Origin of the sequence: Imperialibacter roseus (assembly GCF_032999765.1) — a bacterium.
GTDB classification, from domain to species: domain Bacteria; phylum Bacteroidota; class Bacteroidia; order Cytophagales; family Cyclobacteriaceae; genus Imperialibacter; species Imperialibacter roseus.
This window is the reverse complement of sequence record NZ_CP136051.1, coordinates 2,170,041-2,195,394: the sequence shown is the minus strand read 5'-3', so window position 1 is coordinate 2,195,394 and position 25,354 is coordinate 2,170,041. Positions and strand designations below refer to the sequence as shown.

The window sequence follows — 25,354 nt, the reverse complement described above, 5'->3', positions numbered from 1 at the left end:
TTAGCCGAATAAGTATTTTCAGTTTTGAGAAACGCCACGATTTCGAAAAATACCATGAGACGACACAGCCTAGCCCATTTTTCTGTAGCTATCCTACTACTGCTTTCATTTACATCTCAGGTAAAGGCCCAGCTCCCGAAGACGCTGAATGCCCCACTGCCGAACACTTCATCATTCTTTATCCCCGACTTCAACGACGGGTTTACCACCCGGGGAGATGCCTACTCCTTGTCGCAGCGGTGTTACTTGATTACCGAAGATGCCAACAATCGTTTTGGCAGACTTTGGTGGAATACCAAACTAGATTTGACTAAGCCCTTCAGGCTTGATTTCATCATTTTTGCTGGCGACAAAGATGGCAGTGGCGCTGACGGATTTGGCTTCGTGTTGCAAACAGACCCCAGAGGTTTTGAAGCAACCGGTCGTGCGGGCGGTGGATTAGGCTTTGGAGACTATCAGTTCGCTAACAAAATTCTCCCATCTGTGGCTGTTGAATTCGATACATGGCGGAATACAGAATGTCCCGGAGACGCAGGTGACGATCCTTCGTACGATCATACTGCAATATCATACAATGGAAATATATGCGACCCCCGTACCAATGAACTAGAGAGTACTAAAACTCCGCAAATACATCCCGACTTTGCAAACATAGAAGACAATAGCTGCTATGATTATGTGATCCTTTGGCAACCAAACGCTGACGGAACTCAGACAATACAAATGTATGTGGAAGAGCAGCTGCGAATCTCACATACCGCAGACATGATCACTACTGTTTTCGGTGGTGTTACAAACGTGAATTATGGTTTTACGGGTTCTACTGGCGGAGCTAGAAACGAGCAGACCGTATGTTTAAGTGGTGGGCAACAGCCTCCGTTAACAGCAGAAGACTTTTATACCACTCCCCAAAACACCAGCAAATTATTAACTGTAAGAGATAATGACATTGTTCTGAATCCTGACCTTGATTCCCTCTGGACTTTTACAATCGTCACATCAGCTGCCAACGGGTCATCATACATTGACGGCACAACGTTGGATATTATGTATACCCCGAATGTTGGTTTTGCTGGAAGAGACTCCGTTCAATATCAAATATGTGACGTGCCCGTTGGCCGTTGCTACAGCCTTTGTTCCCAGGAGTGGGCCTACATAGATGTGACCTGCGTCGATTATAACTTCAACCTGGACAAGCTAACAGATAATGAACTTTGCAACGACGCTCTTCCTGACAACGGATCAGCGGCTGCTTATGTAGGTTCCGGAGTCGTCGCCAATAATGGCGTTTCTATTTGGAAAGAGACCTTCAATGAGCTGGCAACAGATGCTACTGTGGACAATGGCACGACATCGTGGAGTAAAAGTGCGACCTCGGCCGACTATGCCAAGGTGGTGAACTACAGTGGCAATAAGAAATTTGAGGTAAATGACTCGGGTGGCAATGTACTTACCTGGACATCGGGAGCCATTACCACAACCGGGTATTCAAACGTTACAGTCCAGCTTAGCATACAGGAAATCGGGCAACTGGAGAGTTCAGACTATATCAAGGCCTACTACAAAATCGGTAGTAATGCCAAGGTGCAGTTCTTTAGTCAAAATGACGATATTTCTGGCGGCAGCACTTCGGCCGCCAAGCTAATTCCCAATGGGGAGCTTGGCAGCACTTTGCAGGTGATAGTGGAATTTAAGAACGATAATAATGGTGAATACTACAATATTGATGACATACATGTAACTGGCGATGCCCCCCCGAGTGTATCTAACATCACTGCCGGATACACATTCAGATGGTATAACGGCACTCCTGGGAATACCAACCCTGCTGATCTGGTATATACAGGTGCTACCTACAATACAATGGCTGAAGGAACCTACACAGTTCAGGCCACTTCGGACTATGGCTGCGATGCGCTACCACTTACTGTGACGATTGACAGGGTAACAGAAGCCCCGGTTGTAGTAGTAAACCAGCTCCAACCGGTTACGAATTGTGGCAGTCCCAATGGTTCCCTTGAAGCCTACGTCGACGTAAATGGTGTTGCCACCACCACTGGTTACACCTTTCTATGGTACGTGGGCGTTGACTTTACATCAAGCTTTGCTACAGGGCCGGTGGCAACTAACCTCAAGGCGCAGAACTATTCTGTACGAGTCATCAACAATACGAGTGGTTGCCAGGCTGTTGAGGAAGAAACCGTTACTTCTACACTAGCTTCGCCATCAGTACAGGCCCAGGTGACGTCTCATGTTACCAGTTGTGCAAATTTATTTAGTGGAGCTGTGTCAGCGTCATCTGGCGGTGCCACTGCGGGCTTTACATTTAAGTGGTATGAGGGTACAAGCATCAAACTTGTTGAGGACTATACCGGTGCCACTGTTACAGGGCTAACTTTCGGAGACTATACTGTTCAGGCGATCAACTCCAGCGGATGTGTTTCTGAACCTGTTACAGTAACCATCCTGAATAATACTTCCGCACCAGCCATTACCGCCAATTCTACGTCAAACACAAGATGTGTTGTACCATATAATGGACAATTAGAAGTGTTTGGCACCTCTGGAGCCACAGCAGGCTATACATTTACCTTCTATAATGGTAACAGCACCTCTAATGCCAACAAGATTACCGCTACTACGGGAACAGGTTCAATTGTAAGTGGCAACAAACTACTCCAGCTGAACAGCGGTCAGTACACAGTAAAGGTGACACATACAGCTTCTGGTTGCAGCAATACGAAATTGCTTACGGTAGCCAGCGGAACGGTGGATCCTGCATATAATGGCAATGCATTTGTGACTCCAAGAAGGGCCTGCCCCAACTCAGGAGCAGATCCAAAAAATGGAGCCATTGATGCATCGGGAACAGTAACGACTGGAGGAGTTGCTTCGGCAGGGGGATACAAATTTGACCTCTTTACCGGAAACAATGCTACGGGCCAGATACAAGCGACCAATAGCACCGGAAACTTCCCTGCTCTTGAAGCTGGCAACTATACAATTAAAGCAACTGATCTTACCACAGGTTGTTCCGTAATTTTTAATGGCCTTCAGATTCAACAAACCAGAGATGAGCCAAATCTTTCCGGAGCGGTTGCGGTCACAGGCAGCAACACTGGCTGTACTGTTGGCAATGGATCAGTGAAGTTTGACGTAACAACCCAAACCGGCATCACACCGGAAAATGGATACAAAATTGAAATCTACAAGGGAAGCACGGTTAGTGGCACTCCATATATCACACAAACTGAGGTATGTAAAGGGTTGGCATTGGGTGCTACTTGCACAGCCAATGTCAACGGACTTTTAGGTGGCACATATACGGTGGTGATAACCAACACCACCTCAATGTGTGTTAACACCAACAACATCACTTTTACGGTTCCCAACGGCACCATCAACTATCCCGAGTTCTTGATTTCTAATGTCGTTAATGAACCCAACTCTGGCTGCACGGCAGCTGATGGTAGACTGAGAGTGGTAATGGACGATGGTGTGTCAGGAACAACGACCGGGTATACTTTTAAGTGGTACTACGGAGCGACCACGGCTACAGCCCTTACTAATTCAGATCCCGGTAACGGCTCAAACCCCGGCATTAACAACAACGAAGTAACTGGTCTTGCGGGTGGTCAATATACTGTAGTTGCCACAAGCGACCCTGCCCAGGGTGGTAATGGCTGTACGTCACAGCTAACCATGACGGTGGCCAACCAAACTACTCTTCCAGACATTGCTATTTCTGAAGACTCGCCGGCAATAAGTTGTAATGGTTCGGGAACAGCAGATCTTTCGGCATCGGTTACAGAGAACGGCACTGCGGGTATCACCGTTGGCTACGATTTTGCCTGGTATGCAGGATCGACTGCCACGGGAACTATCTTGAGCAGCACTCCGACACTTATTGACAAGGTTGCGGGATCTTACACTGTTAAGGTCACCAATCAGTCTACAGGCTGTATTAATACGCTCACTTATGTGGTGAATAGCACGCCCGTTAAGCCTATCGCTACACTCAACACTAAAAACCCCAACACTTTTTGCAATACTAACCAGTTTAACGGGGGAGCGACCGTTGACCTGTCGTTCAATGGCAGTGCAGTGGCCGACTATTCCGGCTACACGTTTGTTTGGTACATCGGCACTGGCACCGGAGGAACTCAACTAAATAATGGAGACAACAGTGGTGCAGTGTCAGGTGCAGCCTCACGCACTATCACAGGTTTAAACGGAGGTTTATCCTATACTGTTGTTGCCACCAATACGGCTACTGGTTGCGTTTCTGACCCACTGGTGATCAGCATCGTCAACAATCAGGTACCACCCAATATTGTAGTAACTAAGCTTTCTGATCAAACAAATTGCGATGTCCCTAACAATGGTTCACTAAGTGCTGACGTAACTGTAAGCGGTACTCCTCAGCTTGGAGTTGGCTATACTTTCCAATGGTATGCCGGAGGAACAGTCAGCGGTGCTGTAATTACAACGAACCGCCAGGTAGATAATTTAGCTGTTGGTACCTATACCGTAAGAGTTACCAACCAATCGACAGGTTGTGTGCAGGTGCTTACTTCCTCTGTCTCCCAGGTTTTGGCTGACATAGACGGAGCCGGAACCAAGGCCGACTCGGAGGACTGCTCCGGCAATGGCAGTATCACGATTACCAGTGCCTCCATAACAACTTCCGGGGCGCCTGTAGTAGCCAATTCAGAAGCCACTATCCTGGCGAGCTATAATCTCACATTGCAGGATGCATCCAACGCCGATATCACTGACTCAGACACCGATGGTTCTACGACTTTCGGTGGTTTGATGCCCGGCACTTACTATGTAGTCATCACCCACAAATCTTCCAGCTGTGATTCTGAAGCGTTGCAGTTTGACCTTGCCGACAATGCGGTATCGCCTACGCTGTCGATCACAGAAGATCAGCCTTCTACTATTTGCCCAGGTGGAACTGGTGGCGATGGAGAAGCTACAGTAACTGTAACCAACGCTGGCGGTAGCACTGCCTACACTTATAAGTGGCATACAGGAACTGACACCTCAACTCCAATCGATCCGGTGCTTAACACTTCAGCGGCAACAGCTACATTGACGGGCGTTGCGGCCGGGTTCTACACTGTGTTGGTAACAGACAATGCCTCCACAGGAGCTGGATGTTTTAACACGGAGACTGTGGAAATTACAGCCGCTGCTCCTACCATTGCGGTTGTTGCCACCAATGTAGGTGCATCTGACTGTAATACTGGCTTGGACAACGGTTCTTACACTATTACTTCTGTTACCGAAAACGGAAGTGCAGTAGCGGCACTGGCTGACTACACCTACGAATTCTTCAACAATGGTGGAGCTGTTATTCAAGCTGCCTCTACCACTGCTTCCATAACAGGACTTGCTGTCGGAAACTACTCGGTAGTCGTTAAGCGCACTTCTTCAAATTGTAGCTCTGCTTCTATTCCTTTCACAATAGCTAACACATCGGTGACACCGATTGTCAGCATCACCAAAGTAGACAACACCAGCTGTAATGGAGGAGCATCCGCAAATGGCTCATTGACTGCGGCTGTGACCAACAACGGCGGTACAGACTTTAACTATACTTTCACATGGTATGTGTCTACGGCTGCCAACATCGGCAATACTGGCGCTGCCACTGCCCTACCTAACGGAACTACTTACAATGGCGCTACTGTCGCTATTGGCAACAATGGTGGTTTCACTGGTAACGTGCTGTCAGCATTGCCTGCCAACACTGCTGGTGACGTATTCTGGGTAAGAGTTGTTGACAGTGCCACGCCTTCTGAGTCGTGCCGGGTCGATGCTAACCAAACCATTGCCGACAACCCTGCTACTATCGTCATCAATGCTTCTACAGCAACACCATCTGATCAGTGTACGCCTTCTAATGGAGCCATAGAACTTACTTCTATCTCCGTGAATGGAGTGCTGACAAATACTGCCAGTGGTTTTGAAACACTTAAAACTTCAGGGTACACTTTCACTGTCGTGCAAAGCGATGGTACTACTGACCTGAAAGCTTTTGACATCAACCCAACTGCTGTTCTTTTCCCTAAGGCTACTGACCTGACGCCTGGTACTTACTTCATCAGAGTAGATAACAACCTGGGATGTCCTTCGGCGCTCAAACAGTTCACTATCGGGAATACTAGTGTGGCACCGGTACTCAGTGCCTCTGAAGCCGCTCCTTCAACTATTTGTGCAGGCGGTACAGGCGTGAATGGTTCAGCCACTGTGAACGTTACAAACGCTGGAGGAAGCACTGATTACAGCTATCAGTGGTATACAGGCACAAGTGCTGTAGCTGGTAATATCATTGCTGCCGGAACAAACGCTTCTGCCATAACTGCTACTCTAACAGGAGTAGCGGCCGGACAGTATACAGTTAGGGTAACTGACACCAGCGGGCCTGGCCTGGGATGTTCTCAGGTAGCCACTACCACAGTAACACTCAGCAAGCCTACCATTGCGGTTGTTGCCACCAATGTAGGTGCATCTGACTGTAATACTGGCTTGGACAACGGTTCTTACACTATTACTTCTGTTACCGAAAACGGAAGTGCAGTAGCGGCACTGGCTGACTACACCTACGAATTCTTCAACAATGGTGGAGCTGTTATTCAAGCTGCCTCTACCACTGCTTCCATAACAGGACTTGCTGTCGGAAACTACTCGGTAGTCGTTAAGCGCACTTCTTCAAATTGTAGCTCTGCTTCTATTCCTTTCACAATAGCTAACACATCGGTGACACCGATTGTCAGCATCACCAAAGTAGACAACACCAGCTGTAATGGAGGAGCATCCGCAAATGGCTCATTGACTGCGGCTGTGACCAACAACGGCGGTACAGACTTTAACTATACTTTCACATGGTATGTGTCTACGGCTGCCAACATCGGCAATACTGGCGCTGCCACTGCCCTACCTAACGGAACTACTTACAATGGCGCTACTGTCGCTATTGGCAACAATGGTGGTTTCACTGGTAACGTGCTGTCAGCATTGCCTGCCAACACTGCTGGTGACGTATTCTGGGTAAGAGTTGTTGACAGTGCCACGCCTTCTGAGTCGTGCCGGGTCGATGCTAACCAAACCATTGCCGACAACCCTGCTACTATCGTCATCAATGCTTCTACAGCAACACCATCTGATCAGTGTACGCCTTCTAATGGAGCCATAGAACTTACTTCTATCTCCGTGAATGGAGTGCTGACAAATACTGCCAGTGGTTTTGAAACACTTAAAACTTCAGGGTACACTTTCACTGTCGTGCAAAGCGATGGTACTACTGACCTGAAAGCTTTTGACATCAACCCAACTGCTGTTCTTTTCCCTAAGGCTACCGACCTGACGCCTGGTACTTACTTCATCAGAGTAGATAACAACCTGGGATGTCCTTCGGCGCTCAAACAGTTCACTATCGGGAATACTAGTGTGGCACCGGTACTCAGTGCCTCTGAAGCCGCTCCTTCAACTATTTGTGCAGGCGGTACAGGCGTGAATGGTTCAGCCACTGTGAACGTTACAAACGCTGGAGGAAGCACTGATTACAGCTATCAGTGGTATACAGGCACAAGTGCTGTAGCTGGTAATATCATTGCTGCCGGAACAAACGCTTCTGCCATAACTGCTACTCTAACAGGAGTAGCGGCCGGACAGTATACAGTTAGGGTAACTGACACCAGCGGGCCTGGCCTGGGATGTTCTCAGGTAGCCACTACCACAGTAACACTCAGCAAGCCTACCATTGCGGTTGTTGCCACCAATGTAGGTGCATCTGACTGTAATACTGGCTTGGACAACGGTTCTTACACTATTACTTCTGTTACCGAAAACGGAAGTGCAGTAGCGGCACTGGCTGACTACACCTACGAATTCTTCAACAATGGTGGAGCTGTTATTCAAGCTGCCTCTACCACTGCTTCCATAACAGGACTTGCTGTCGGAAACTACTCGGTAGTCGTTAAGCGTACTTCTTCAAATTGTAGCTCTGCTTCTATTCCTTTCACAATAGCTAACACATCGGTGACACCGATTGTCAGCATCACCAAAGTAGACAACACCAGCTGTAATGGAGGAACATCCGCAAATGGCTCATTGACTGCGGCTGTGACCAACAACGGCGGTACAGACTTTAACTATACTTTCACATGGTATGTGTCTACGGCTGCCAACATCGGCAATACTGGCGCTGCCACTGCCCTACCTAACGGAACTACTTACAATGGCGCTACTGTCGCTATTGGCAACAATGGTGGTTTCACTGGTAACGTGCTGTCAGCATTGCCTGCCAACACTGCTGGTGACGTATTCTGGGTAAGAGTTGTTGACAGTGCCACGCCTTCTGAGTCGTGCCGGGTCGATGCTAACCAAACCATTGCCGACAACCCTGCTACTATCGTCATCAATGCTTCTACAGCAACACCATCTGATCAGTGTACGCCTTCTAATGGAGCCATAGAACTTACTTCTATCTCCGTGAATGGAGTGCTGACAAATACTGCCAGTGGTTTTGAAACACTTAAAACTTCAGGGTACACTTTCACTGTCGTGCAAAGCGATGGTACTACTGACCTGAAAGCTTTTGACATCAACCCAACTGCTGTTCTTTTCCCTAAGGCTACTGACCTGACGCCTGGTACTTACTTCATCAGAGTAGATAACAACCTGGGATGTCCTTCGGCGCTCAAACAGTTCACTATCGGGAATACTAGTGTGGCACCGGTACTCAGTGCCTCTGAAGCCGCTCCTTCAACTATTTGTGCAGGCGGTACAGGCGTGAATGGTTCAGCCACTGTGAACGTTACAAACGCTGGAGGAAGCACTGATTACAGCTACCAGTGGTATACAGGCACAAGTGCTGTAGCTGGTAATATCATTGCTGCCGGAACAAACGCTTCTGCCATAACTGCTACTCTAACAGGAGTAGCGGCCGGACAGTATACAGTTAGGGTAACTGACACCAGCGGGCCTGGCCTGGGATGTTCTCAGGTAGCCACTACCACAGTAACACTCAGCAAGCCTACCATTGCGGTTGTTGCCACCAATGTAGGTGCATCTGACTGTAATACTGGCTTGGACAACGGTTCTTACACTATTACTTCTGTTACCGAAAACGGAAGTGCAGTAGCGGCACTGGCTGACTACACCTACGAATTCTTCAACAATGGTGGAGCTGTTATTCAAGCTGCCTCTACCACTGCTTCCATAACAGGACTTGCTGTCGGAAACTACTCGGTAGTCGTTAAGCGTACTTCTTCAAATTGTAGCTCTGCTTCTATTCCTTTCACAATAGCTAACACATCGGTGACACCGATTGTCAGCATCACCAAAGTAGACAACACCAGCTGTAATGGAGGAACATCCGCAAATGGCTCATTGACTGCGGCTGTGACCAACAACGGCGGTACAGACTTTAACTATACTTTCACATGGTATGTGTCTACGGCTGCCAACATCGGCAATACTGGCGCTGCCACTGCCCTACCTAACGGAACTACTTACAATGGCGCTACTGTCGCTATTGGCAACAATGGTGGTTTCACTGGTAACGTGCTGTCAGCATTGCCTGCCAACACTGCTGGTGACGTATTCTGGGTAAGAGTTGTTGACAGTGCCACGCCTTCTGAGTCGTGCCGGGTCGACGCTAACCAAACCATTGCCGACAACCCTGCTACTATCGTCATCAATGCTTCTACAGCAACACCATCTGATCAGTGTACGCCTTCTAATGGAGCCATAGAACTTACTTCTATCTCCGTGAATGGAGTGCTGACAAATACTGCCAGTGGTTTTGAAACACTTAAAACTTCAGGGTACACTTTCACTGTCGTGCAAAGCGATGGTACTACTGACCTGAAAGCTTTTGACATCAACCCGACTGCTGTTCTTTTCCCTAAGGCTACCGACCTGACGCCTGGTACTTACTTCATCAGAGTAGATAACAACCTGGGATGTCCTTCGGCGCTCAAACAGTTCACTATCGGGAATACTAGTGTGGCACCGGTACTCAGTGCCTCTGAAGCCGCTCCTTCAACTATTTGTGCAGGCGGTACAGGCGTGAATGGTTCAGCCACTGTGAACGTTACAAACGCTGGAGGAAGCACTGATTACAGCTACCAGTGGTATACAGGCACAAGTGCTGTAGCTGGTAATATCATTGCTGCCGGAACAAACGCTTCTGCCATAACTGCTACTCTAACAGGAGTAGCGGCCGGACAGTATACAGTTAGGGTAACTGACACCAGCGGGCCTGGCCTGGGATGTTCTCAGGTAGCCACTACCACAGTAACACTCAGCAAGCCTACCATTGCGGTTGTTGCCGACAACGTAGGTGCATCTGACTGTAATACCGGCTTGGACAACGGTTCTTACACTATTACTTCTGTTACCGAAAACGGAAGTGCAGTAGCGGCACTGGCTGACTACACCTACGAATTCTTCAACAATAGTGGAGCTGTTATTCAAGCTGCCTCTACCACTGCTTCCATAATAGGACTTGCTGTCGGAAACTACTCGGTAGTCGTTAAGCGCACTTCTTCAAATTGTAGCTCTGCTTCTATTCCTTTCACAATAGCTAACACATCGGTGACACCGATTGTCAGCATCACCAAAGTAGACAACACCAGCTGTAATGGAGGAACATCCGCAAATGGCTCATTGACTGCGGCTGTGACCAACAACGGCGGTACAGACTTTAACTATACTTTCACATGGTATGTGTCTACGGCTGCCAACATCGGCAATACTGGCGCTGCCACTGCCCTACCTAACGGAACTACTTACAATGGCGCTACTGTCGCTATTGGCAACAATGGTGGTTTCACTGGTAACGTGCTGTCAGCATTGCCTGCCAACACTGCTGGTGACGTATTCTGGGTAAGAGTTGTTGACAGTGCCACGCCTTCTGAGTCGTGCCGGGTCGATGCTAACCAAACCATTGCCGACAACCCTGCTACTATCGTCATCAATGCTTCTACAGCAACACCATCTGATCAGTGTACGCCTTCTAATGGAGCCATAGAACTTACTTCTATCTCCGTGAATGGAGTGCTGACAAATACTGCCAGTGGTTTTGAAACACTTAAAACTTCAGGGTACACTTTCACTGTCGTGCAAAGCGATGGTACTACTGACCTGAAAGCTTTTGACATCAACCCGACTGCTGTTCTTTTCCCTAAGGCTACCGACCTGACGCCTGGTACTTACTTCATCAGAGTAGATAACAACCTGGGATGTCCTTCTGCACTCAAACAGTTCACTATCGGAAACGCTAGTCCAGTGCCAACAACAAACACAGTAACAGGAGTGAACAATACCTCTTGTACTTCAACGCCAAATGGTCAGGTGACATCAAACTTCGTTTGGACTGGTGGAACAGTTACTTACAAATGGTACTATGGAACGATCTCGTCAGGAACTGCCGTAGCCCTTGCCACAGGAGTAAACCCCGGGAATGGATCTGTTCCGACTGACCCAACTCTTGCAACAGTAACAGGGCTCTCAGCAGGCACATATTATGTTGAAATTAACGACAATGACGGAGGTGCCGGAACAGGGTGTGTATTCAAACAGGAAGTGTCCATCCTCACCGACCAACCAATCATTACCATTGCCACAACACAAAAAAACAAAGACAATACGATTTGTAATCCTTCGTCTGACCCGGATGGCTACGATGGAGAATTCGAGGTGCTAACTGTAAATAATGACGGAGCAGGTGATGCACTTGGCAACTATACATTTGAATGGTTCACAAGTGCTGGTGCTCTCATTCCTGGTATTACAACAGCAATCAACAACGACTTAAATGCAGGTAGTTATCAAGTGAGAGCAAAAAACACTGCCACAGGTTGCGTTTCTTCGCCGGTCTCATTTACGATAGGCGATAATACTGCAAAGCCGGTGGTGGCAGGTAATTTCGCAATAACCGCCTCGCTAAGTTGTGACAACACCAACTTCCCTAACGGAAAAATTGACATTGATCCTGATGGCGTTGCTGGTAATAATCCGGCAGGCTATACTTTTGAGTGGCATACTGGCGGCACTGCTACTATGGCAGCCGGAAATGTCACAACCGACAATAATAACAGTTCCGATGATGGAATAGATGATGTGTTGGATAACGTTTCTCCCGGAACTTATTCAGTTCGGGTAACTAATTCTGCCACAGGATGCTTCAGGGATATGCAATTTGTGGTTGGGTCTTCGGTACCTGCCTCACCTACCCTTACAGTTGCTGTTACGCAAGATGTAACGGATTGTAATAATCCGGATGGCATCCTTACGGGAACTCCTGCTCCAAAGGCAGCCTCAGAATACATCTGGTCTTGGTTTACGGATGATCAAACAACAAGCGTGACCACTATTGGGGGAGATGTCTCAGTGGCAGGCGTTGCTTCAAATCTTCCTGAAGGTCTGTATTATGTAAAAATTCAGGATAAGGAGACTGGATGTGTGTCCAGCTTAATGAGCAAGGCAATGACACGCTCGGCTGTCACACTGGTAAGTCTTACTATTAACTCAGCGCCGGGCGATTGCGACTCTGACGCAGGTGAGTTCGAGTTTGACATTACTGGCAGCACGGGTATAGTAGACATACGTATACTTAAGGATGATGGAACGGTAATGATTACACAATCCGGTATCTCTGTGGCTGCGGTAAGTCCGGATGTTACTGTTGCCGACTCGGATCCAGGGTCAACTACATACTTCCTTAACACTGGTTTTATCAATGGTAAATACATCATAGAAGTGACCGATCAGGGCACGGGTTGCGTAGATGAACATGAATTCTTCTTGCCATATATTGGGGCTCCAAGATTAGATTTAGCTGTCCCTACAGTTACCAACCACAGCACAAACTGCCAACCATACGAAGGATCTGCCATCGTGTCTGGCGACAATTCAAACGGAGTTACAGGCGGTCAGGGAGGTGCTACTGGGCAAGTTAGTGTAACACTCACGTTGGTCGATGGAGAAAACACGCTTGATAGTCATCAAAACTATCAGGTATTCCTATTTCCGTCAACTACCATCACTCAACCTGAAACTGAAATTGTACTGACAGTTGATGACGCCACGGGGTTTGCTGTAAATGATAACATGACCATCAATGGCGGTTCCGCAACTGCCGAGATAGACGCAATCAGCGGCCTCGAATTGACACTTGACTACACTGGAGGCGATATCACCACTATTACAACCGGAAATACAATCAGTGACGGGATCAATACCCACACGATTACTGGTGTGACCCGTGCCGGCTTATGGACTGTTGCAGAAGGCCGACCAACTGACATTCAGGCTATTGAAGGCACCGTCGTTGGCCAAACGCAGGCGGACTTTGGTTTCGGAACTACCGGTGCCGGCTTTGATGACATTCAAAATACTTATGTATTTAACGGATTGACAGCCGGAGAATATACAGTGATGGCTGCGCAGGAAGGTGCACTTTTCTGTTTGTCGCCGTCGGTAGTATTTGAAATAGAAGACAGGTTCTTTGAGTTGTATATTGACGAGTCTGATGCCAACTACGTAACGATTACGGAAGATCCAAATTGTAACGGAATTGCGGCGAACTCCACTGGCGCAATTAATATCAAGCAAATCAATCGTATGATTCTTGATGGCGCTGGCGCACCTATCAGCGATGGGCTTGACGATGCCACAATAAGCACCGACTACACCTATCAATGGTTCGAAGGCACTTCCACATCATCGCCCGCCCTCGGAACTACCGCCACTGCTGCAGTAAACAATGGTCATGAGATCACCAACCTGCCTGCTGGGTCGTATACGGTATTGATTACTAACGGAACAACACCGACCGGCAGCGCCGATGCCTGTACGGCAACGTATACGTTCGAGGTACAAAGCAAACCGGATGCGATTGAGGTTATTGCAACTCCTACAGATAACACCAATTGTACTACCCCATTCAATGGAACTATCACTGTCAATACTGTTGATGTAAATAGCGTCGGAGCAACCGCATGGAACACAACTCCTGGCTTTAATGCGTATCTGTATAAAGTCGGTGGAGCTACCGCAATAGCTGGGCCAATTGCCTCCAATGGAGCCACCGACCAGTTTACAGCTCTTGAGAACGGCGATTATGAGGTTGTTGTTGAAAACTCGCTTTCATGTGAATCCACTGCATTCCCTGTGACTGTGGTCGATGCCACTATCCTGCCTATTTTGACGGTCAATTCCACTACGAATAATACAAATTGCACAACCAATAACGGTGAGATCACAGTAGATCTTGGTGGTTCGGTTGTTGATTTTAATTATGACTGGTATGTTGGAGATGTAACAAGCACGACGCTTTTTGCTGGCACAGAAACACCTGCAGGAACAGAAACACAAATTTCAGGTTTATCTGCAGGAACGTATACCCTGAAAGTAACTGATAACAGTGCTCCCGGTTTCGGATGCTTTAGCTTCGTAACCGAAACAATCGAAGACAATTTGAATGACATAATCGACTTTTCATTTAGCATCGTCGACAACCCAGACTGTACGCCAGATAATGGATCATTAACCCTGACCAGCGTTGATCTATATAATACGTCCACAAATTCCGCTCAGACATTCTCTTCACCAGGCGATGTAACTGCTATTGATGTTCACACCATCAACATCTACCAAACTGATGGAACTACATTAGTTGCAAGCGACGCCGAAGATGCTGGAGACAACCTAACCATCAGTGGGCTTTCTGCTGGCAACTATTTGATTGAAATCCTCAATCCAGCGAGTCAATGTTTCTCAGCGCAAAAAGCCTTCACAATCAGCGATATCAGTAGCAATCCTACGGTGGATATCGTCCAAAACCAGGCAAACACCATTTGCGACCCCACATTTGGCGCCCTTGAAGCAGACGGTCAGCTAACTGCAACCGTCACTGGCGACGCTGACGATAATTATACTTTTCAATGGTACAAAGGACCCACTGGCAATACCGGAGCGAGTACTGCCCTGGTTGATGCTATGATCATCAACGGTTCTACTCTTGATATTGACGAAACCGGAACCAGAACCTCAGTTCTAAGCTTTGTTGAACAAGGGAACTACTGGGTGCAAGTGACAGATGTTACTACTGGAAATTTAGGCTGTACAGCGGTTGGTGGTTTTGCGCTTGCCTCTAACATTACTCCTGTTAGTTTAGACATTGCCAATGTAGCCACCACGCCTGTGACAGACTGTGCTAACCCCGACAATGGCACTATCACCATAGACCTAGCTGATATATCAGGGTCTTTAGGTAACGACATGAGTGATTACCGAATCATTATCAATGGCATAAATGACATAGATATAACTGATGACCAAACATATGATCCAGCGGCCGTTGACCCTTTTGTCATCACTAGCCTTTCAGCTGACACTTATGATTTAACCATAATTGACAAAACCACTGGTTGTGTTTCGTCAATCTATCAAGCGACTGTTCAGTCTTCTCCAACTGAACCAATCATTGAAGTCACAACAAACAGTGCCAACAGGTTCTGCGATACCAGTGGTGGCACAGTTGGAAATGGAGCGATTACGATTTCGGTTCAAAACCCTCTCGGCGGCTATTACGACCCCGCTAATTACACCTTTGATTGGTACGACCAGCAATCTGGTAGTGCCGGAGCACCTGATCAATCAGGCGTGGGTGTTGCTGGTCTCGGTTTTGGCTTTGACGAAAGAACAGGTTTAGCGCCTGGTTTCTACACTGTGGTTGTCACTGCAAATGACGTGGCTGCCAATGATGGCTTAGGTCGTGGTTGCTTTGATCAGGTCATCGTAGAAGTGCTTGACAACCCTGATGAAATAGAGCTTAATACTACTATTGTTGACGTAACAAATGCAACTAACTGTACGCCTGATAATGGGCGAATTGAGGTGACAGATGTTCTTCGCAACACGTCTAGTGACGCCCTTGCCAACTACACTTTCCATTTGTATCAAAGCGATGGAGTAACTGAAATTCCTGTAGCTTCTGCTTTCAACGGCACAGCGATCGTTTCTTCTCTTTCTCCCGCAACCTACTTTGTAGAAGCAAGGAGCAATACCGGCAGCGGTTGTTCTTCTAACTTGCTTCAGGTGATTATTACAGATGATGCGGTCAGCCCTACCCTCACACTGGTGCAAACTACAGCTAACACCATTTGCGATCCCGCTGTCGCTGGTAATGCCAATGGCTCACTCACCGTGACTGTCGCTACCGGTGACCTGGATGGTAATTACGACGTAGAATGGTTCAAAGGTCCACAAAATAATGTTGGTGCCAGTACTGCTCTTACTAACGGACTGCTGTTTGCTGGCTCTAACATCACTATTACACCTGCTACGTCAGTAGACGGTGCGCAACAGTCGGTCATCTCTGGCATAGCTGAAGGCGACTATTGGGTACGGGTGACTGACAATACACCTAATAATGATAATTGTGCTGTCACTGAAAAAATCACGCTGACTTCGAACTTCACCCCCGTCACTTTAGCAGTGGCAGATGTGGTCGCTACCCCGGCTACGGACTGTACAGCCCCTGATAATGGTACTATCACCATTGACCTGGCTGACATATCAGGGTCTTTAGGTAACGACATGAGTGATTATACCATCGTTATCGATGGCGTGGCTACTGCGGCCGATGACCAGACTTACAACCCTGGCGTGGTGGATCCTTTCATCATCACCAACCTGGCACCTGATACGTACAACATCACCATTACCGATAAATCATCCGGTTGTGTGTCGGCTACTGCTCAGATAACCGTCGGTTTGGATGGTATAGAGCCAACCATGGGAAGTGTTATCACTGCTGATAACTTCTGTACTGGTGGAAATGGTACGGTGACTATATCAGTTACCAACGGCGACGGTGACGAAGCCAAATACGACTTCCAGTGGTTCAGTGGTGTGGGTACTGCAGCACCTAGTGTGGCGATGCCTGGCATCAGTGGCGTAAACATGTTCTCCGCTACCGGACTGAGTGCAGGATTCTACACCGTCGTGGTCACTGCACAAGCAGCTGCTACAGCAGGTGTCGGTTGCTCCGACCAAATAGTGGTCGAAGTGGTGGATGATCCTTATGAAATTGCGGTAGCTGGTAATAAAACAGACGTGCTCGATTGTTCACCTGACAATGGCTCGATCAACATCACTGGATTGACTATAACTTCTGTGGAAGATGGAACAACTGCACAGGCTACAAATGATGTAAATGTCACTTATGAGATATTCAGCGATCCAGCACTTACTACTAGTGTATCTTCTACTACTGGCAACGTAGCAACTTCATTTACTGCTCTGGCTCCAGGCACATACTACCTGACAGCCTCTTACAGCGGCGCTAGTGTCATTGCTCCGGGATGTTCTTCCCCTGCCGTGCAGTTTGTTATCGATGATTTGGCCACAAGCCCTACCCTCACACTGGTGCAAACTACAGCTAACACCATTTGCGATCCCGCTGTCGCTGGTAATGCCAATGGCTCACTCACCGTGACTGTCGCTACCGGTGACCTGGATGGTAATTACGACGTAGAATGGTTCAAAGGTCCACAAAATAATGTTGGTGCCAGTACTGCTCTTACTAACGGACTGCTGTTTGCTGGCTCTAACATCACTATTACACCTGCTACGTCAGTAGACGGTGCGCAACAGTCGGTCATCTCTGGCATAGCTGAAGGCGACTATTGGGTACGGGTGACTGACAATACACCTAATAATGATAATTGTGCTGTCACTGAAAAAATCACGCTGACTTCGAACTTCACCCCCGTCACTTTAGCAGTGGCAGATGTGGTCGCTACCCCGGCTACGGACTGTACAGCCCCTGATAATGGTACTATCACCATTGACCTGGCTGACATATCAGGGTCTTTAGGTAACGACATGAGTGATTATACCATCGTTATCGATGGCGTGGCTACTGCGGCCGATGACCAGACTTACAACCCTGGCGTGGTGGATCCTTTCATCATCACCAACCTGGCACCTGATACGTACAACATCACCATTACCGATAAATCATCCGGTTGTGTGTCGGCTACTGCTCAGATAACCGTCGGTTTGGATGGTATAGAGCCAACCATGGGAAGTGTTATCACTGCTGATAACTTCTGTACTGGTGGAAATGGTACGGTGACTATATCAGTTACCAACGGCGACGGTGACGAAGCCAAATACGACTTCCAGTGGTTCAGTGGTGTGGGTACTGCAGCACCTAGTGTGGCGATGCCTGGCATCAGTGGCGTAAACATGTTCTCCGCTACCGGACTGAGTGCAGGATTCTACACCGTCGTGGTCACTGCACAAGCAGCTGCTACAGCAGGTGTCGGTTGCTCCGACCAAATAGTGGTCGAAGTGGTGGATGATCCTTATGAAATTGCGGTAGCTGGTAATAAAACAGACGTGCTCGATTGTTCACCTGACAATGGCTCGATCAACATCACTGGATTGACTATAACTTCTGTGGAAGATGGAACAACTGCACAGGCTACAAATGATGTAAATGTCACTTATGAGATATTCAGCGATCCAGCACTTACTACTAGTGTATCTTCTACTACTGGCAACGTAGCAACTTCATTTACTGCTCTGGCTCCAGGCACATACTACCTGACAGCCTCTTACAGCGGCGCTAGTGTCATTGCTCCGGGATGTTCTTCCCCTGCCGTGCAGTTTGTTATCGATGATTTGGCCACAAGCCCTACCCTCACACTGGTGCAAACTACAGCTAACACCATTTGCGATCCCGCTGTCGCTGGTAATGCCAATGGCTCACTCACCGTGACTGTCGCTACCGGTGACCTGGATGGTAATTACGACGTAGAATGGTTCAAAGGTCCACAAAATAATGTTGGTGCCAGTACTGCTCTTACTAACGGACTGCTGTTTGCTGGCTCTAACATCACTATTACACCTGCTACGTCAGTAGACGGTGCGCAACAGTCGGTCATCTCTGGCATAGCTGAAGGCGACTATTGGGTACGGGTGACTGACAATACACCTAATAATGATAATTGTGCTGTCACTGAAAAAATCACGCTGACTTCGAACTTCACCCCCGTCACTTTAGCAGTGGCAGATGTGGTCGCTACCCCGGCTACGGACTGTACAGCCCCTGATAATGGTACTATCACCATTGACCTGGCTGACATATCAGGGTCTTTAGGTAACGACATGAGTGATTATACCATCGTTATCGATGGCGTGGCTACTGCGGCCGATGACCAGACTTACAACCCTGGCGTGGTGGATCCTTTCATCATCACCAACCTGGCACCTGATACGTACAACATCACCATTACCGATAAATCATCCGGTTGTGTGTCGGCTACTGCTCAGATAACCGTCGGTTTGGATGGTATAGAGCCAACCATGGGAAGTGTTATCACTGCTGATAACTTCTGTACTGGTGGAAATGGTACGGTGACTATATCAGTTACCAACGGCGACGGTGACGAAGCCAAATACGACTTCCAGTGGTTCAGTGGTGTGGGTACTGCAGCACCTAGTGTGGCGATGCCTGGCATCAGTGGCGTAAACATGTTCTCCGCTACCGGACTGAGTGCAGGATTCTACACCGTCGTGGTCACTGCACAAGCAGCTGCTACAGCAGGTGTCGGTTGCTCCGACCAAATAGTGGTCGAAGTGGTGGATGATCCTTATGAAATTGCGGTAGCTGGTAATAAAACAGACGTGCTCGATTGTTCACCTGACAATGGCTCGATCAACATCACTGGATTGACTATAACTTCTGTGGAAGATGGAACAACTGCACAGGCTACAAATGATGTAAATGTCACTTATGAGATATTCAGCGATCCAGCACTTACTACTAGTGTATCTTCTACTACTGGCAACGTAGCAACTTCATTTACTGCTCTGGCTCCAGGCACATACTACCTGACAGCCTCTTACAGCGGCGCTAGTGTCATTGCTCCGGGATGTTCTTCCCCTGCCGTGCAGTTTGTTATCGATGATTTGGCCACAAGCCCTACCCTCACACTGGTGCAAACTACAGCTAACACCATTTGCGATCCCGCTGTCGCTGGTAATGCCAATGGCTCACTCACCGTGACTGTCGCTACCGGTGACCTGGATGGTAATTACGACGTAGAATGGTTCAAAGGTCCACAAAATAATGTTGGTGCCAGTACTGCTCTTACTAACGGACTGCTGTTTGCTGGCTCTAACATCACTATTACACCTGCTACGTCAGTAGACGGTGCGCAACAGTCGGTCATCTCTGGCATAGCTGAAGGCGACTATTGGGTACGGGTGACTGACAATACACCTAATAATGATAATTGTGCTGTCACTGAAAAAATCACGCTGACTTCGAACTTCACCCCCGTCACTTTAGCAGTGGCAGATGTGGTCGCTACCCCGGCTACGGACTGTACAGCCCCTGATAATGGTACTATCACCATTGACCTGGCTGACATATCAGGGTCTTTAGGTAACGACATGAGTGATTATACCATCGTTATCGATGGCGTGGCTACTGCGGCCGATGACCAGACTTACAACCCTGGCGTGGTGGATCCTTTCATCATCACCAACCTGGCACCTGATACGTACAACATCACCATTACCGATAAATCATCCGGTTGTGTGTCGGCTACTGCTCAGATAACCGTCGGTTTGGATGGTATAGAGCCAACCATGGGAAGTGTTATCACTGCTGATAACTTCTGTACTGGTGGAAATGGTACGGTGACTATATCAGTTACCAACGGCGACGGTGACGAAGCCAAATACGACTTCCAGTGGTTCAGTGGTGTGGGTACTGCAGCACCTAGTGTGGCGATGCCTGGCATCAGTGGCGTAAACATGTTCTCCGCTACCGGACTGAGTGCAGGATTCTACACCGTCGTGGTCACTGCACAAGCAGCTGCTACAGCAGGTGTCGGTTGCTCCGACCAAATAGTGGTCGAAGTGCAAGACGCTCCAGACCAGGTGCTCATTCGTGCCGCCGACATCACGAAAACCAATTCTCAGGATTGTAACCCTGCGCAGAACGGAACAATCACCGTGAACGATGTATTCTTAAATAGTGCATCGAATGGAACTGGTGGCTACACCTTCAAACTTTTCAATAATGCCTTTAACGACATTTCTGGCACCTATACCTTCGCAGGAAATGTAGTAAGCAGTTTGCCAAGCGGAACTTACTACGTGCAAGCCACTAGCACATCTGGTTCAGGTTGTACGTCTAACTTCCGTCAGGTCATTATTACTGATGTTTCGGTAAAGCCAACGCTTACGATAACTCAAAACAGACCAAATACTTTCTGTGACCCAGCTAGCTTCGATGGCAGGCTGACTGTTGCTGTCACCAACAATGACGGCGGCAACTACACGTATCAGTGGTTCAAAGGAGCTATAAATGACATATCGAATCCAGTTGCCACAGTAGGCCCTGCAGCCGGTGGCTCGAATCAACAAGTTGGTTTGGAGGATGGAATGTATTGGGTAAGGGTAACCGACAACACGACTACCGGCTTGAACTGCGCTGCTACGGCCACTTTCAACCTTCAATACGTACCGGTTGTGATCACCCTGCAGGCAAGCAGCGCTGATGATACGTCTTGTGATGTAGACAATGGCTCCGTTTTCTTCAACGGCACGACGGACTTCGTAACAATAACAAGCTCCGGCAACCCTGCGGACAATGCGACAGTTAATGGACTCGCAGCGATTGATGCCAGCTACACCTTCCAGTTGTATAATTCGTCGTTTGCACTTCAGGTACCTGGAACATTGACCACCGCCAGCCTGGCGGCAGTGCAATTGCCCGCCGGTCGCTACTACGTAGTGGCAACACACAAGACCTTCCTTTGTGCCTCAGCTTTCTATCCAATTGACATTGATGACGATACAGTGCTGCCAATAATCGCTTCGTCAACTATCACCCCGGATACAAGCTGCGATGTTGAGAATGGAAGCATTCAGTTTGTTGCAGAAACAAATGGAGCAGATGGTTTGGCTTACGTTCTAACTTGGTATAGCGGGCAAAATACCTCTGGGGCTAACATCACAGGATCAACAACGGTTACTGGTTCTGGTAGCAGCGCTGACCCCTACATCGCAAGCAACCTGGCCGCAGGTTTCTACACTGTTATGATTGAGCAAACGCCAGGTTCAGGCTGTGAAACAGTAGAAACCTTTCAGGTGTTTGAGCAGCTTACTGCTCCTTCATTCGTGCTTCCTGCCTCACAGTTGACTCACTCAACACTGTGCGTTGGTGTGAATGGTTCGTTTAGATTAGACGACGACGACATTGTGTCGACTGGCATTGGTGCGACACTTTCTAACTACACGTGGAGCTTGTATCCTGACAACAGTGGATCTCCTAATACTGGGGCACCGATTGCGTTGGGCGCAGTTGCTAGTCCTTCATATGACTACTTCACAACAACAGGAACAGGCCTTGCGCCGGGCACATACTACCTGCAAGCTGAAAGCACGCTCGGTTGTGAATCCGCCTTTATCAAGTTCTCCATAGAAGACTTCAGCACCGTCCCTGCGGCTCAGGTGTCAGTAGTCTCTGATAAAGGCTGCGATACGTCCTTCGGCGTAGGCGAGATCAGCGTTGTTGTAACAGAAGTTGACGGAACGCCTGAAGCAACTGGCTATGTATTGGTACTGAAAAACAGTGGTGGTACCACCATCATCGAAACTTCAACAACCGGCAACAATGCTGCCTCTTATACCGGACTGGCTAGTGGGGTTTATACACTCACCGCTACAAATAACCGTACGGGATGTGTGCTCACTCAGGATATCGACGTGCCAACTGAGACTGAAAATGTATTGATCACGTCAAGTAGTGTAGTGCATCAAACTACCTGTGACCCTAATGGATCAGTTACAATTTCTGAAGTGACATTCAATGGAGTTGTCTATACAGTTGGTGGTGTGAACAATCTACTGACAAACTTTACCTTCACGTGGTCGGGCCCTAACGGCAGCATTACTCCGGCCGGGGGCTCGGAAAATATGATCAGTAATCTTGAGGGCGGATCGCTTGACCCTACTCTGTGGACATTGTATTCTGTGCAGGTGGAGCATATCACAACCGGATGTACCATGTCGGTAACGGGAGAGTTTCCCGTTTATAATGCCGACATCGTTTATCCCGATATTTTGATTGATCAAGTAGCTGCTGATCAAAGCTGTACTGGCGGAACACCTTCAGGTATACTTTCAGCAACGGTTGATAATTCAAATGATGATACCAACCCCAATTATACTTTCGAATGGTTCACAGGCTCAGGGGCAGTTGCAGCCAATAGCATCGCAACTACGTCAACAATTTCTAACCTGACAGCTGGCTTGTACACCGTCTCGGTAAGGAACCTTTTGACAGGTTGTAATTCACTAGCCGAATTTGACTTAGCCAGTGAACCATGGATGGCAGAAATTGATTCAGCTGATATCGTTATTACGGCCATGACCAACTGTAGTCCAGCCGATGGCACAATTGAAATTAGCGCAATCTCGCCAGGCTCATTGACCGACTACACTTATTCGTTGTACGATCAAGATCCGGCTGATGGGGCAGTGGCCATACAAACATCCACCGACGGAACGTTTACTGGTGTTGCTGCAGGGCAGCATTTCATAGAAGTTATTCATAACACCACCAACTGCGCTATGTTGTCATATGTAGAAGTGGAAGTACCGGATGAATCAGTGCCGCCAGTTATCTCCCTTGTGGATATGGTGTTACAGACCAACTGTAACCCTGCCATTCCGAATGGGGCCATTTCTGTGTCGGCTGACGGATCTCAGGATACTGGTGCATATACGTTTAGCTGGTTTAGAGGGTCTAGTGCTACAGGAACTCCTTTGGTTGCAAACAACCCCCAATTGTTGAACATTGCCGCCGGCCAGTATACGGTGCTAGTTGTCAACAATACTACAGGGTGCAGTCAGTCGAAAGTGTACCGTATCACAGATGAGTCAATCAACCCGCTGGAAGTCACGATCACTGCAACCAGCAACGACAAGTGTCTTGCACCGTTTGATGGAGTCGTCGCAGCCAACCTTATTAACATACCGTTTGGTAAGGCCTCATCCGATTACAAATTTGTATGGAATGCGGGACAAGTACCTCCGTCATTCGATGTGTTTGACTACGAGGGCCAGGCATGGGAAGGCTTAAATAGCGGGATATACACCTTGATGGTTTTCAACAGACAGGATCCGCTTTGTGCAACTGCCCCGATACAGGTTTTGGTTGAGGATGCCACCAGCATTCCGGCCATTGTTGTCAAGGAGACACAACCTCTGACCATCTGCTACCAAGACAGACCAAATGGTGAATTGACAGCTTCACTCGCCAATGGCACTGTAACTGGTCACACTTTCGAATGGTATATTGGAAGTCTGGCTGACCCAGCTGCTAAGATTTTTGACGGCCCGATTGTGAACAACTTGGCCGCCGGCCCTTACACCCTGCGGGTAACTAACTCTACGACTGGTTGCCAGTCAACCCAAACCGTGGAGGTAACTGATCAGACTGTTCCACCATCGAATCCTACCCTTACACTTGTGAGCAACATGACAAGCTGCGCAGCACCTAATGGTGAGGCAAGGGCAACCGTGGAAGGTAATATTGGTAACTACAGGTTCGAATGGTACGAAGCAACGGACACTAACACAATCATCTACACCGGCTTCGACCCTAAAGGACTGGGAAGAGAAGGTGAAACGGTGGAGTACATTGTAATCGCTACCGATCTTCTGACAGGTTGCGTATCTGAAGAGTCAAGAATATCGATCAGCGATGCCCGCACAGAGCCACAGTTCGTAGTGGATGTACAAGACTCGCAGTGTCTGGTGCCAACAGGGGTTGCTCTGCTGGTATTCCCTGAGCCTGTAGAGCTGGACAGCGTCGTTTGGACTCACTTAGCCACTGGTAACACTACATTTGAAGGTGGTCTGTTTGAAGCAACATTTGGTGATTATTCGGTGACCATTTGGGACGGCAATGGATGTACTGCGACACAGGAATTCACTATTGGGGCGGATATCGTGATCTACAATGGTGTGTCGGCCAACGGCGATGGACTGAACGATTTCTTCATCATGGATTGTATCGATCAGTTCCCTAACAACAATGTGAAGATATTCAACAGAGCTGGAGCTATTGTATGGGAAAACGATGGTTACGATAACACCGATGTATACTTTGACGGTGTCAGTAACAAGGGAATAGTAGCGGGAAGCAGGCTGCTACCTGCGGGTACCTATTTCTATCTCGTCGACAAAGGTGATGGAACTGATCCACTTTCTGGCTATCTTGAGCTCGTAAGATAATTTG

General features: G+C 48.1%; 1 protein-coding gene. It reads left to right on the top strand.

The window, feature by feature from the left end:
- The first annotated feature begins 54 nt into the window (after positions 1–54).
- Positions 55–25,350, top strand: a complete 25,296-nt coding sequence (locus RT717_RS09245) for a lectin-like domain-containing protein (protein WP_317491450.1) — start codon at positions 55–57, stop codon at positions 25,348–25,350.
- Positions 25,351–25,354 lie beyond the last annotated feature (4 nt).

Excerpts from the sequence above, each read along its gene's own strand:
- RT717_RS09245 (WP_317491450.1), top strand. The coding sequence starts at position 55 with ATGAGACGACACAGCCTAGCCCATTTTTCTGTAGCTATCCTACTACTG.